Source organism: Brevundimonas vesicularis, assembly GCF_027886425.1.
GTDB lineage: Bacteria > Pseudomonadota > Alphaproteobacteria > Caulobacterales > Caulobacteraceae > Brevundimonas > Brevundimonas vesicularis_C.
Genome location: NZ_CP115671.1, coordinates 320,368 through 333,217, shown reverse-complemented (window position 1 = coordinate 333,217; position 12,850 = coordinate 320,368). Strand labels below are relative to the sequence as shown.

Annotated in this window: 14 protein-coding genes and 1 tRNA gene; 8 read left to right on the top strand and 7 right to left on the bottom strand. The window is 66.9% G+C overall.

All coding sequences use genetic code 11. From position 1 onward, the window contains the following. Positions 1-98 precede the first annotated feature (98 nt). From PFY01_RS01585 to PFY01_RS01575, 3 genes are all read right to left on the bottom strand, one after another. Positions 99-175, bottom strand: a tRNA-Arg gene (locus tag PFY01_RS01585). A gap of 175 nt (positions 176-350) precedes the next feature. Beyond that, entirely contained in the window at positions 351-1,148 is a 798-nt protein-coding gene (locus PFY01_RS01580; RefSeq protein ID WP_271042156.1) for an SDR family oxidoreductase, read from the bottom strand. Beyond that, on the bottom strand, positions 1,145-1,450 hold the full coding sequence (locus PFY01_RS01575; RefSeq protein ID WP_271042155.1) for a 4a-hydroxytetrahydrobiopterin dehydratase: 306 nt from the start codon (positions 1,448-1,450) through the stop codon (positions 1,145-1,147). Before PFY01_RS01575 ends, PFY01_RS01580 begins: the two co-directional genes overlap by 4 nt. 155 nt (positions 1,451-1,605) lie before the next feature. Between PFY01_RS01575 and PFY01_RS01570 the strand changes: the two genes are divergently transcribed. From PFY01_RS01570 to PFY01_RS01555, 4 genes are read left to right on the top strand one after another with little or no spacing between them, the layout of a single operon-like run. Then, the gene (locus PFY01_RS01570) at positions 1,606-2,307 is read left to right on the top strand and encodes a Crp/Fnr family transcriptional regulator (protein ID WP_271042154.1); all 702 of its coding nucleotides are present in this window, start codon (positions 1,606-1,608) and stop codon (positions 2,305-2,307) included. A 51-nt stretch (positions 2,308-2,358) separates the two neighbouring features. Then, the gene (locus PFY01_RS01565) at positions 2,359-3,147 is read left to right on the top strand and encodes a class I SAM-dependent methyltransferase (RefSeq protein WP_271042153.1); all 789 of its coding nucleotides are present in this window, start codon (positions 2,359-2,361) and stop codon (positions 3,145-3,147) included. Beyond that, the gene (ubiB, locus tag PFY01_RS01560) at positions 3,135-4,715 is read left to right on the top strand and encodes a 2-polyprenylphenol 6-hydroxylase (RefSeq protein WP_271042152.1); all 1,581 of its coding nucleotides are present in this window, start codon (positions 3,135-3,137) and stop codon (positions 4,713-4,715) included. Before PFY01_RS01565 ends, ubiB begins: the two co-directional genes overlap by 13 nt. 14 nt (positions 4,716-4,729) lie before the next feature. Next, positions 4,730-5,203, top strand: coding sequence for a hypothetical protein (locus tag PFY01_RS01555; RefSeq protein ID WP_271042151.1), 474 nt, complete (start codon positions 4,730-4,732; stop codon positions 5,201-5,203). Positions 5,204-5,206: 3 nt separating this feature from the next. On the opposite strand, the gene arfB is transcribed toward PFY01_RS01555, so the two are convergent. From arfB to PFY01_RS01535, 4 genes are all read right to left on the bottom strand, one after another. Further along, positions 5,207-5,611, bottom strand: a complete 405-nt coding sequence (arfB, locus tag PFY01_RS01550) for an alternative ribosome rescue aminoacyl-tRNA hydrolase ArfB (RefSeq protein WP_017505001.1) — start codon at positions 5,609-5,611, stop codon at positions 5,207-5,209. Then, on the bottom strand, positions 5,608-6,066 hold the full coding sequence (locus PFY01_RS01545) for a YaiI/YqxD family protein (protein WP_271042150.1): 459 nt from the start codon (positions 6,064-6,066) through the stop codon (positions 5,608-5,610). The genes arfB and PFY01_RS01545 overlap by 4 nt, the downstream gene beginning before the upstream one ends. Before the next feature lie 83 nt (positions 6,067-6,149). Further along, positions 6,150-7,490 carry an amidohydrolase family protein gene (locus tag PFY01_RS01540; RefSeq protein WP_271042149.1) on the bottom strand — a complete coding sequence of 447 codons (1,341 nt, stop codon included), beginning with the start codon at positions 7,488-7,490 and terminating at the stop codon, positions 6,150-6,152. After that, a complete protein-coding gene (locus PFY01_RS01535; RefSeq protein ID WP_271042148.1) occupies positions 7,490-8,968 on the bottom strand; it encodes an amidohydrolase in 1,479 nt (492 codons plus the stop codon). The genes PFY01_RS01540 and PFY01_RS01535 overlap by 1 nt, the downstream gene beginning before the upstream one ends. A 149-nt stretch (positions 8,969-9,117) precedes the next feature. Here PFY01_RS01535 and trmB point away from each other — a divergent pair, with 149 nt between their 5' ends. From trmB to nusA, 4 genes are all read left to right on the top strand, one after another. Beyond that, the gene (gene trmB, locus PFY01_RS01530) at positions 9,118-9,834 is read left to right on the top strand and encodes a tRNA (guanosine(46)-N7)-methyltransferase TrmB (protein ID WP_271042147.1); all 717 of its coding nucleotides are present in this window, start codon (positions 9,118-9,120) and stop codon (positions 9,832-9,834) included. 35 nt (positions 9,835-9,869) lie between these two features. Further along, a complete protein-coding gene (locus tag PFY01_RS01525; protein WP_066553704.1) occupies positions 9,870-10,364 on the top strand; it encodes a DUF1993 domain-containing protein in 495 nt (164 codons plus the stop codon). Positions 10,365-10,503: 139 nt separating this feature from the next. Next, positions 10,504-11,103 (top strand): ribosome maturation factor RimP, encoded by a 600-nt coding sequence (rimP, locus tag PFY01_RS01520; protein WP_174085391.1) that lies wholly within the window; start codon positions 10,504-10,506, stop codon positions 11,101-11,103. Beyond that, complete coding sequence (gene nusA, locus PFY01_RS01515; protein ID WP_271042146.1) at positions 11,103-12,836, top strand: transcription termination factor NusA; 1,734 nt, start codon at positions 11,103-11,105, stop codon at positions 12,834-12,836. Before rimP ends, nusA begins: the two co-directional genes overlap by 1 nt. Positions 12,837-12,850 lie beyond the last annotated feature (14 nt).

Sequence of the window (12,850 nt, the reverse complement as noted above, 5' to 3'; positions counted from 1 at the left end):
AGGCTTTGCGCAATCAAGAACCCGACGACGATTTTGTGTCGGGCGTGTCTCCAGGGGCGCCGCCGGCAGGAGAGTCGTGGACTACTTTAGAGGGGAAATGGCGCACCCGACAGGATTCGAACCTGTGACCTCTGCCTTCGGAGGGCAGCACTCTATCCAGCTGAGCTACGGGTGCGTCGGCCGGCGCAACGCCGGAACAGGCCGCTTACAGCATGGCGCAAGCGGCCTCAATCCCGAATGCGCGGATGACGACCGGATGGCCGCCATCAATCACCGACAAGGAAGGCCAACAGCCTCAAGCAGCGCGAAGCGCGATAGGCCCAAAAAGAAAGCAGTAGGGCGCTCGCGCCCTACTGCGCCGTCATGCCGCCGTCGATCTTGAACTCCGACCCCGTGACGAACTTGGATTCGTCGGACGCCAGATAGAGGACGCAGTAGGCGACGTCGTCGGGTTCGCCGATCCGCTTCAAGGGAATGCCACGCGCGAGGCGCTCGTGCGCCTTGTCCTGGTCCCCGCCGGCCATGGCGATGAAGGGATCCAGGATCGGCGTCTTGATGAAGACGGGATGGACCGAGTTGCAGCGTACGTTCCATTCGGCCTTGGCGGCCTCAAGCGCCAGGGTCTTGGTGTACATCCAGACCGCCGCCTTGGTGGCGTTATAGGCGCCCATGCCGGGGGCGGCCGCGAGCCCTGCGATCGAGGAGATGTTGATGATCGAGGCCGGAGCCGAGGCGCGCAGATGCGGCATGGCGTGTTTGGCCCCCAGCATGATGGAGCGCAGATTGATCTCGTACTGACGCTGCCAGTTCTCGATCGTGTCCTGCTCGACGAAGGCCAGGGGGCCGCCGACGCCGGCGTTGTTGACCAGCACCGACAGGCCGCCGAGATCGGCGACGGCGGCGGCGATCACACCTTCCCATTCGGCCTCGCTGGCCACGTCGTGGGCATAGGCGAAGGCGGCGTCCGGAATTTCCGCATTGATCCGGCTCGCCAAGGCTTGAGCGCGTGCGGCGTCGATGTCGGTGACGGCGACGCGGGCGCCCTCGCGGGCCAGCATGAAGGCCATGGCTTCGCCCAGGCCGCCGGCCGCGCCGGTGATCAGGGCCGTCTTGCCGGCAACGCGGCCGGGACGCGCGGCGCCGCTCACGACTTCACCCCCATGCCGGCAGCGGCGCCGTCAATGAAGCGGGCCAAGGTCACGTCCTTGTCCGTCACGCCATCGGCGTCGTGGGTGGTGAGCAGGATCTCGACGCGGTCGTAGACATTCGACCATTCGGGATGGTGGTCCATCTTGTCGGCCATCATGGCGACGCGGGTCATGAAGCCAAAGGCGGCGTTGAAATCCGCGAACTTCAGCGTCCGCGTGATGGCCGGGCGATCGCCGTCATGCGCTCGCCAGGCGGACAAATCCTTCAGCGTTTCCGCTACGTCAAGCCGTGTCTCGGTCATCGCGTTTCCTCTTTTTCTTTGGCGTAGGGCGCCTGATGGATGGCGGCAAGCGGCGAAGCCGCCCGGATCGTCTTAGGGAACCCATGGTCAAGCTTGTGCATTGATCGAGCAGCGATCGTCGCTCTTCGGCGTCATCGGTCGCCAGCGGGGTTAGGATGGAAAATCTCTGGATCGCCGCCCTGGATGCGGCCGACCGCAAGCGGATCGAACCGCATTTGAAAGAGTGCGAGATCACACGCGGCCAGATGCTCTATGACGCCGGCGAGGCGGTCGATCAGGTGTGGTTTCCGATCAAGGGCGTGGTGTCGCTGATGACCATCCTGCCGGATGACAAGATGGTGGAGACGGCCGCCATAGGGCGCGAAGGCCTGATCGGCGTCACCTGCGGACCGTTCAACGCCCGCGCCGCCAGTCGGGCCATTTCTCAACGCGACGGGATCGCGGCCCATTGCTCGGCCGAGGTGTTCGGCGAGGCGCTGGAAGACAGCGAGACGCTGCGCTCAGCCCTGTCGCGCTTCACCGAAGGCTTGATGGCGCAAGTGCAGCAGGCGGCCGCCTGCAATGCCCAGCATCGGCTGGACGAACGGTTGGCCCGCTGGCTGTTGATGCTTCACGACCGGGCCGAGGACGACCGGATCGATCTGACGCAGGCTGATATCGCCGGCATGCTGGGCGTGCGTCGCGCCACGGTGTCGGAGGTCGGCACGGTGCTGGAGCGCAAGTCGCTGATCCAGCGGGGGCGCGGCTGGGTGAAGGTGCTGGATCGTGACGGCCTGGAGGCGGCGTCGTGCGGCTGTTACGGCCTGATGCGCGACGTGATGAAGGATTTGAAACTGCCGCAGCCCGAAGCGGCCTGATCGAGTGTCTCATCGGATGACGGGGGCGCTGCGACGCGCTAGACGACGACTATGACCGACGCCTCCTCCCACGGCCCGCATTCGTCGGGTGATCGTTCCTCCTTCGGCTTTCGCGACGTGGATGCGCGCGAGAAGGTGAAGATGGTGCGCGGGGTCTTCGATTCCGTCGCCTCCAACTACGATGTGATGAACGACCTGATGAGCGTCGGCGTCCACCGCATTTGGAAGGACATCGCCGCCGCCAAGCTGAATCCGCGTCCCGGCGAGACCATTCTGGACGTCGCGGGCGGCACCGGCGACATGGCGCGTCGCTATTCCAAGATGGCGCGCGCGGCCCAGGAGCGACGCGGCGGCGAGGACGCCAATGTTATCGTGCTGGACTACAACGCCGAGATGATCCTGGCCGGCGTGCACAAGGGCGGAGAACCGGAGATGCAGTGGAGCGTCGGCGACGCCATGAACCTGCCGCTGGCTGACGCCTCAGTCGACGCTTATTCGATCAGTTTCGGCATCCGCAACGTGGCCCATATCGACAAGGCCTTGGCCGAGGCGCGCCGGGTGCTGAAGCCGGGCGGTCGGTTCCTGTGCCTGGAGTTCTCGCGCCCCACGACCACGCCGATCCGCAAGGTCTATGACGCCTGGTCCTTCCACGCCATTCCGCGCATCGGCGGCTGGGTCGCCAAGGATCGCGACAGCTATCAGTATCTGGTCGAGAGCATCCGTCGGTTCCCCGATCAGAATACGTTCAAGGGCATGATCGAGGACGCCGGCTTCCGCCGCGTGTCCGTCACCAATCTGTCGGGCGGGATCGCCGCCATCCATCACGGGTGGGCGATCTGACCAGCCGGATCTATCGCACGGCCCCGCCGCCGCCCGCGACGGTCGCGGTCCAGAACCCGGTTGCGTCCTTCCTGCGCCTGCTGGGCTGGCTATGGGTCTTGGCGCGTCATGACGCCCTGATCCCGCGCGAGGTGACCCCTCTGCTGCCGGCCTGGACGCGCCCGTTCGCCCGGTTTGTGCAACTCTTCTCCGGCCGCGCCGGGCGTCAGGGTCGGCCGGGCCAGAGGCTGGGCAAGGCGTTCGAACATCTGGGCCCCGTGGCGATCAAACTGGGCCAGGTCCTGGCCACGCGCGCCGATATCTTCGGTCTGGAATTCGCGCGCGATCTTGGCCGGTTGAAGGACGCCCTGCCGCCCTTCTCTCTGGAAGAGGCCCGTCGCGAGATCGAGAAGTCGCTGGGTCGTCCGGCCGAAAGCCTGTTCATCGACCTCAGCCCGCCGGTCGCCGCCGCCTCCCTGGCTCAGGCGCACCGCGCGACCCTGGCCGACGGGCGGGCCGTCGCGGTCAAGGTGCTGCGGCCGGGGGTCGAGCGGCGGGTCGCCAATGGCCTGGATTCAATGCGTCTGGCCGCCCGGCTGGTCTGGCGGCTCGTGCCGATGGCGCGGCGTCTGGAGCCGTCCGCCTTTGTCGAGACCATCGCCAACTCGTTGGATCTGGAGTTGGACATGCGGCTGGAGGCCGCCGCCGCCAGCGAGATGGCCGAGGTGTTGGCCAAGGACGGATATATGTCCGCGCCGGCCGTGATCTGGGACGGTGTGGGCAAGCGCGTGCTGACGTTGGAGTGGGCCCAAGGCGTGCCCATGACGGATCCGGCGCTGCTGGACCTGCCCGGACTGGACAAGGATCAGCTGGCCGACAATGTCGTGCGCGCCTTCCTGGTGCAGGCGTTGGACCACGGGGTGTTCCACGCCGACCTGCACGAGGGCAATCTGTTCGCCAGCGCGCCTGCCCATCTGACCGCCATCGACTTCGGCATCGTCGGGCGGCTGGGACCGGCCGAGCGGCGCTATCTGGCCGAGATCCTGTGGGGCTTCATCAGCCGCGACTACGACCGGATTTCGCGCGTGCATTTCGAGGCCGGCTACGTCCCGCCGCACCACTCGGTCGAGACCTTCGCACAGGCCCTGCGCGCCGTCGGTGAGCCGGTGATCGGCCGTGCCGCCAGCCAGGTGTCGATGGGCCGGCTCCTGGGCCAGTTGTTCGAGATCACCGCCCTGTTCGACATGCGGCTGCGGCCCGAACTGATCCTGCTGCAAAAGACCATGGTCTCGGTCGAGGGCGTGGCGCGCCGGCTGCAACCCGATCACGATCTGTGGAAGGCCGCCCAGCCGGTGGTCGAACGCTGGATCCGCCGCGAGCTGGGACCGCAGGCCCAGGCGCGTGATGCGATCAACGAAATGATCGCCGCGGCCCGCGCCATCTCGCGCCTGGTTCAGGAGCCGCCGCGCCCGGCGGCGGTGGTCATCGAAAAGTCGGGAACTCCGGCTTGGGTGACGGCTTCAGTCACGGTCGCGGTCATCGCGGCCCTGGCGGCCCTGGGCCTTTCGCTCTGGCCCTATCTGACCTGACCGGAGCTTTCGCTATGAAGCCGACCCTGATGAAGACCGCTATTGCAACCGCCGTGCTGCTGGCGCCCGTGCCCGCCCTGGCCCAGGCCGCCGCCGGCGCCGTGCCGAACGCCTTCGACCGCCCGGCTCAAGCCGCAGCGGCACAGGCTCGCCCCGCCGCTGCGCCCGCAACGGCGTCCGCGGCCCAGGCTCCCGACATCGCCCGTTCGGAAGAGGCGCTGCGCGCCGTGATCGCCAGCGCCCAGGGGACCGGCTTCGACTATTCGGATTTCACGACCGGCCTCGGAACCCAGATCCGTCAGCAGGAGGCCCAGGTGGTCCCGCTGATCAAGGGCTTCGGCGCCGTCAAGACGGTCGAATACGTCAAGCAGGAAGGCGAGGCCCAGATGTTCAAGGTCACCTTCGACAATCAGGTCACCGAATGGCTGATCGGCTTCGACGCCGAGGACAAGATCGCGGCCCTGCTGTTCCGCCCGGCCGAGCGTTGATCGTCAGTCCAGCGAAGGCTTGCCGCGCCCCGACTTGATCGAGGCGCGGGTCGTCTTGGCCTTGAGGCGGCGTTCCTTTGACGCCTTGGTCGGGCGTGTCGGCACGCGATAGACGGGACGGATCGAGGCCTCGTCCACCATGGCCTGAAGCCGCTCGATGGCGTCGGCGCGATTGCGCTCCTGGGTGCGATGACGCACGGCGGTGATCAGGATCACGCCTTCCAGCGTCAACCGACTGCCGGCCAGCTTCATCAGCCGCGCCTTGACCGGATCGGTCAGCGACGGCGAGTTCTTCACATCGAACCGCATCTGAACGGCGGTCGAGACCTTGTTGACGTTCTGCCCGCCCGGACCGCCCGCGCGGTAGAAGTGAAACTCCAGCTCGTCCTCGGGGATGACGGTGGTCATGTCGCCGCCTTGCGCGCCTTGACCACGGCCTGGTCCAGCGCTTGCAAGAAACGCGAACGGTCGGCGGCCGAGAACGGCGGCGGACCGGATGTGGCCACGCCCATCGACCGCAGATGCTCGCCCACCATCCGTCCGGCAAGGGCCGAGCCGATGGAGTCCGGGGTGAAGGGCTGGCCGTTCGACTTCAGCGCCTGCGCGCCCGACTTCAGACAGCGGTCCGCTAGGGGGATATCGGCGGTGATGACAACGTCGCCTACGCCCGCCCGCTCAGCGATCCAGTCGTCGGCGATGTCGGGGCCGGCGTCCACCACCACCTGTTCGACCAGCAGCTCGCGCGGAACCTGCATCCAGGTGTTGGAGACGACATAGGTCTTTAGCCCATAGCGGCGAGCGACGCGATACACCTCTTCCTTCACGGGGCAGGCGTCGGCGTCGATGTAGAGCACGGTGGGCATGGGCCTGACCTAGCGCGGACGCGGCCAATGAAAAAGGGCGGGACCGTCCGGCCCCGCCCTTTCCGTTCAGACCAAAGCGGTCCTTAGTTGCGATAGGCCGGCGGCATCGGCGTCTGCTGGCGATAGCGGTCGCGCAGCATCAGCGGGCGGCTGGTCAGGGGCTGTTCGACGCCATTGACGAAGACGGCCGACGGCTGGCTGAGCGGCTCCAGCGGATCGCCGGACCAGACCACGACGTCACCCGCTGCGCCCGGTGCGATCTGGCCGAACTGTCCGGCCATGCCGAAGATCTTCGCCGGATTGACCGTCAGGGCGGCGATGGCGGCGCCATAGGGCAGGCCGTGCGAGACGGCGTTGCCGGCGTTGTAGCGGGCCTCGCGGGCGCGGTGGGTCGAGCCCTCATTGCCCTTGATCGCGATGACGACACCCGCCGCATTCAGGGCCGCCGCATTCTCGGCCCGCGCCGCCCGCATCTCGAAATCGCTGGGCAGGTTGGAGATGGGGTTCAGCAGCACCGGCACGCCCGCGGCGGCGATGTCGCCGGCGACCAGCCAGCCTTCCTCGGCGCCGTCGAGGATCAGTTTGATCCCTTCCTCGCGCGCCAAGCGTAACACCTGCTGAATGTCCGAGGCGCGGTGGACGGTCACGATTAGCGGCATCGTCCCGTTGGCGACGGGGATCAGCGCCTCGAGATCAGCGCGCGACAGGCTGAGGTCGCGCAGGCCCGCCCGCTCATAGGCCGACTTGTTGCGGGCATAGAGGCGGACTTCCGACAGCGTCTCCTTGAACAGGACGAACTGCGCGCCGCGCGCGCCTCCGGCGATGCCGGCTCCGGCCTCACCGAACGGGGCGACCATGGCCACGCGCGGCTTGACCAGGATGTTGGAGCCTTGACCCAGGTTGATGATCGCCGCCTGACCCGCGAACAGGCCGGGCGTCTGATAGCCGCCGTCGCCGGCGCCGGCCGTCTCGTCTTCATGCACATGGCCGCCGGAAGAGCCCGGATGCTGGGGCACGACGATGGCGCGGGTGATGCCGCCCAGCCGCGCGACCGGCAGGGTGAAGGACCAGGGGTCCAGGCCGTATGAGATGTCGAAGGCGGCGCTGAGCGTATTGGCGCTGTTGCGCAGTTCGTTGGTGCCGCTAACCGAACTGACCTCGGTCCCGGCCAGGCCGGAATCCACGGCGACGAAACCTGGCGCGACCGTCTTGCCCGCCGCGTCGATGACGCGGGCGCCGGACGGCGCGCCGCCTGAGCCCACAGAGACGATCTTGCCGTCGCGGATCACGACCGTGCCGTTCTCGATAACGGAGTTGCCGGTCAGGATGCGTCCGCCGACGATGGCGACGGTTTCCTGCGCAAGAGCGGGGACGGCGAGAGACAGGGCCGCGACGGCGCCCGCGAGGATGTGAGACAGGCGCATCAGCGGGCTCCTTCCGTGACGTTGGCGGCGGTCAGGCCATAGCCCGGCTGACCCAGTTCGAAGTCGCTGGTCGGCTGATAGGCGGGGTTGCTGCGATCAAAGGTCAGGGCGCCGTCGATGAAGACCTGATCGGCGCGGGCGTAGATCGAGAAGGGATCGGCGCTCCAGATCACCACGTCGGCGCGTTTGCCGGGCTCCAGCGACCCGGTCTGGTCGGCGATGCCGATGGCCTTGGCGGCGTTGGAGGTGATCCAGCCGATGGCGTGCTCTTCGGAAATGTTCAGCCCGGCGCGTCGACCGGCCGAAAGGGCGGCGGCGGCTTCCTGGTTCAACCGCTGGGTCAGTTCGGCGTCATCGGAGTGGATGACGGCGCACGATCCCTGTTGGGCGTCCACCAGGGCGGCGTTCTCCTCAATGGCGTCCAAGGCCTCCATCTTGAAGCCCCACCAGCCGGTCCACATGGCCGCGCAGATGCCGTTGGCGGCCAGTTGCGGCGCCAGCTTGTAGGCCTCGGTCGCGTGGTGGAAGGTCGTGATGCGGTAGCCGAACTCCTTGGCCATATCCATCATCAGCGCCATCTCGTCGGCGCGGTAGCAGTGGTTCTGGATCAGGATCGACCCGTCCAGAACGCCCATCAGGGTCTCGTTCTGCAGGTTGCGGGTCGGGGCGGCGCCTTCGCCGTCCTCGCGCCACTTGTCCCACTTGGCCTTGTAGTCGCGAGCGGCGATGAAGGCGGCGCGATAGCCGGCCATATTGCCCATGCCCGTCGCCGGGCTCTGGTTGCGCCCGCCATAGACGCGCGACGGGTTCTCGCCGCAGGCCATCTTGACCGTATAGGGCGCGGCCGGGAACTTCAGCCCCTGCATGGTGATCGAGGGCACGTTGCGGATCGTGACGCCGCGTCCGCCGAACAGATTGGCCGAGCCGGGCAGGATGTGAAGCGTGGTCACGCCGCCGGCGCGGGCGGTGTTGAAACCGGGGTCCTGGGGCCACAGCGAATGTTCGGCCCAGACCTGGGCGGTGTTCGGGCTGGTCGCCTCGTTGCCGTCGCTCATGCCGCTGACGCCGGGCGACGGATAGACGCCCAGGTGGCTGTGCACGTCGATGACGCCGGGGGTGACATAACGGCCGCGCGCCTCGACGATGCGATAGCCGGAAGGGACGGGGGTCGAGGCGTCGCCGACGGCGGCGATCTTGCCGTCCGTGACCACGACCACGCCGTTCTCGATCTTGCGATCCGTGCCGGTCAGGACGGTTGCGCCGACCACGGCGAAGTTCTCGCGCGGCAGGGGCTGATAGGTGGAGGGATAGGGATCCAGCGTCGTCGCGGGATCCAGACCGGCGGCCAAGGTCCGGTCCTTCGACGGTTTCGCGGCCGTATCATCAGGCTTCTGGCCGGTGGTGGCGCAGGCCGACAGGCCCAGCACGGCGCATGTAATGGCCGCGAGGCTGACGCCCCGCAGATGATGTCCGATCATCGAAATCCCTCTCCCGCGAAGCGTCAGCCCCGACGCCGCTTGTGACCGGCATAGAAGGGCGTTCGGCCGCGACCGTCAAAAGGTTTCGGCGTTCGTCTTCTGGACGCTAGTTCTGGACGCTTTGGCCGGCGACGGCTAACGGCAGGCGCATGAACGCCGATGACCGTCCCGAGGACGAAAACCCGCATCTCGACCGCCCGCTGCGATCGTTCGGCCGCATCAAGGCCCGCCCCATCAAGCCCCGCCAGGCGGCGCTGATGGAGACCCTGCTGCCCGAGATCGCCGTGCCCGATCCCAAGGCCGGGCTGCTGGACCCCAAGACGATGATGCCCGAGGCGACCGAGGTCTGGCTGGAGATCGGCTTCGGCGGCGGCGAGCATATGGCCGCCCAGGCGGCGACGCGGCCCGACGCCTTGGTGATCGGCTGCGAGCCCTTCCTGAACGGCGTCGCCTCGGCCCTGCGTCACGTGGAAGAGGGCGGACTGAAGAACGTACGGATCCACGCTGACGACGCCCGCGACCTGGTCGACGCCCTGCCGGACGCCTCGATCGACCGAGTTCTGATCCTGTTCCCCGACCCCTGGCACAAGGCGCGCCACAACAAGCGCCGCCTGCTGCAGGACGAGACGGCCCAGGCCTTCGCACGCATCCTGAAGCCTGGCGGGACCCTGCGCTTCGTCACCGATTGGCTGGACTACGCCGAATGGGCGCTGGAGCGGCTGAACCGCACGCCGGGTCTTGAGCGAATGGGTCCAACTGAACAGGACTGGTTCGTCCCGCCCGCCGATCACGTCGTGACGCGCTACGAAGAAAAGAAGCTTGGCGACACGACCCCGGTCTTCCTTGAATATCGGCGCGTCGATTAGCAGCTAAGGGGTCGTTCCAACCGGATCTGACTTCCATGGCCTTTTCGATCTACGACGCCTCGGCGCCCGTCTTCGTGCGCACGCTGAACAATCTGTCGGCCTTGCTCGACAAGGCGCTTGCTCAGGGGTTCGATGAGGCAGCCCTGATGGAGGCGCGTCTCGCCCCGGACATGAACCCGTTCCCAGCCCAGGTGCGCACGGCGGCGTTTTCGGCGCGGGCCTGCGTCGCCCGGTTGGTCGGACAGGATTGGCCCAAGACGGACGATACCGAAGCGTCGTTCGCCGAGCTGAAGGCCACCATCGCTCTGTCCATCGCCTATATCGAAAGCGTGCCTCGCGATGCATTCGAGGGCGCCGAGACGCGCGAAGTGGTGCTGAAATTCCCCGGCGGGCAGCACGAGTTCAACGGCGTCGATTATCTGACCGGGTTTGCGCTGCCGAACTTCTTTTTCCACGTCACCATGACCTACGCCCTGTTGCGCGCGGCGGGCGTCGAGATCGGCAAGCGCGACTATCTGGGGCCGCGCTGACGGCGCGTTTGATCGCGGGGGGCTGACAACCCCTTTCGGTTGGCCTATATGGCGCTCACATCGTTAGACCGGCGTCCAACGGCGTCGTTCCAAGCGGCGGCCCGGACGGACCGCCGCTTTTGTTTTGGATATTCGTCGCTTGCGCGCAAGAACCGCCCAGGATCGCCAGCTGCTGGACCTGATCGACCCCATCGCGGAGTCGTTGGGTCTGGATGTCGTGCGCGTGCGCCTGATGACGGGCTCCAAACGTCAGCGCCTCCAGATCATGGCCGAGCGGCCGTCCGACCACGACATCTCGGTCGAACAATGCGCCAAGCTGAGCCGCGCGGTGTCGGAAGTGTTCGACGCCGCCGATCCCATCCCTGGCGAATATATGCTGGAGGTTTCGTCGCCCGGCATCGACCGTCCCCTGACCCGCCCCATCGACTTCGACCTGTTCGAGGGCGAGGAGGCGCGTCTGGAAACCGACCGGATGATCGAGGGCCGCAAGCGGTTCAAGGGCGTGCTGGCCGGCTATGAAGACGGCAACGTCCTGATCGACCTGGAAGGCGAGGACGACACCGCCCTGATCCCCTTCGACTGGCTGAGCGACGCGAAGCTGGTCCTGACCGACGCCCTGATGAAACGGGGCGCCGCCATTCGCGCCGCACGCGGCGAACCTGAAGACGACGGCCTTCCCGAAGGGGAAGCCTCCGACCTGACAACCGACACCACGACCCCTTCTGAGGACAACGCCTGATGGCCGTCACCGGTATTTCCGCCAACCGCCTCGAACTGCTGCAGATCGCCGAGGCCGTCGCCCGCGAGAAGAACATCGAGCGCGAAATCGTCATCGAGGCGATCGAAGAAGCGATCCAGAAGGGCGCCAAGTCGCGCTACGGCGCGCACCACGATATCCGCGCCAAGATCGACCACAAGACCGGCGAGCTGTCGCTGACCCGTCACGTCACCATCGTCGAGGACGACTGGATGCCGGAAGACGAGCTGGAAGAGTTCAACGACAGCGCCATGGTGCGCCTGAAGGACGCCTCCAAGCGCGATCCGGAGGCGGTGGTCGGCAAGGAATACGTCGAGAACCTGCCGCCGTTCGAATTCGGTCGGGTGCAAACCCAGATGGCCCGCCAGGTCGTGACCGGTAAGGTCCGCGAGGCCGAGCGCGCCAACCAGTACGAAGAGTTCAAGGATCGCGTCGGCGAGATCGTCAACGGTACGGTCAAGCGCGTCGAATACGGCAACACCATCGTCGACCTGGGCCGGGGCGAAGGCGTCATGCGCCGCGACCAGTCCATCCCGCGCGAAGTGTTCAACATCGGCGACCGGATCCGCACCTATATTTACGACGTCCGGCCCGAGGCCAAGGGGCCGCAGGTCATGCTGTCGCGCGCCCACCCCGGCTTCATGGCCAAGCTGTTCGCCCAGGAAGTGCCGGAAGTTTATGACGGCGTGATCGAGATCCGCGCCGCCGCCCGTGACTCGGGTTCGCGCGCCAAGATGGCCGTCCTGTCGAACGACAGCTCTATCGATCCCGTCGGCGCCTGCGTCGGCATGCGCGGCTCGCGCGTTCAGGCGGTCGTCGCCGAACTGCAGGGCGAGAAGATCGACATCATCCAGTGGAATCCGGACGAGCCGACCTTCATCGTCAACGCCCTGGCCCCCGCCGAAGTCTCCAAGGTCGTGCTGGACGAAGAAGCCGGTCGCGTCGAAGTGGTCGTGCCGGACGAGCAGCTGTCGCTGGCCATCGGCCGTCGCGGCCAGAACGTCCGCCTGGCCTCGCAACTGACCGGCTGGCAGATCGACATCATCACCGAGGCTCAGGACTCCGAGCGTCGTCAGCGCGAGTTCGCCGAGCGCACCGGACTGTTCCAGGAAGCCCTGGACGTCGACGAAGTCATCGCCCAGCTCCTGGTCACCGAAGGCTTCGCCACGGTCGAAGACCTGGCCTACGTCGATCCGTACGAAGTCTCCGAGATCGAAGGCTTCGACGAAGAGACCGCTGAAGAGCTTCAGGCCCGCGCCCGCGAATATCTGGATAAGAAGGCCGCCGAGCTGGACGCCAAGCGCGTCGAACTGGGCGTCGAGGACGGCGTGCTTCAGGTGCCGGGCGTCACCCTGCCCATCGCCGTCGCCCTGGGCGAAGGCGGCGTTAAGACGGTCGAGGATCTGGCCGACCTGGCCACCGACGAAATCCGCGGCGGCTATGAGGTCAAGAACGGCGAGCGGGTGAAGGTCCCCGGCGTGCTGGAAAGCTTCAATCTGGCGCAAGAAGACGCCGAGCTGCTGATCCTGCAGGCGCGCGTGGCCGCCGGCTGGATCGACGCTTCGGAACTGCCGCAGCCCGAGCCGGAAGAGTACGAAGAAGAGGGCGACTACGCCGAGGGCGAATACGATCCGGACCAGGTGTTCGGCGACGCGCCTGCCGAAGACGGCACGGCTGAGGGCGAAGAGTCCGACGCCGAACCGTCGAACGCGTGATGGGAGACCTGGCC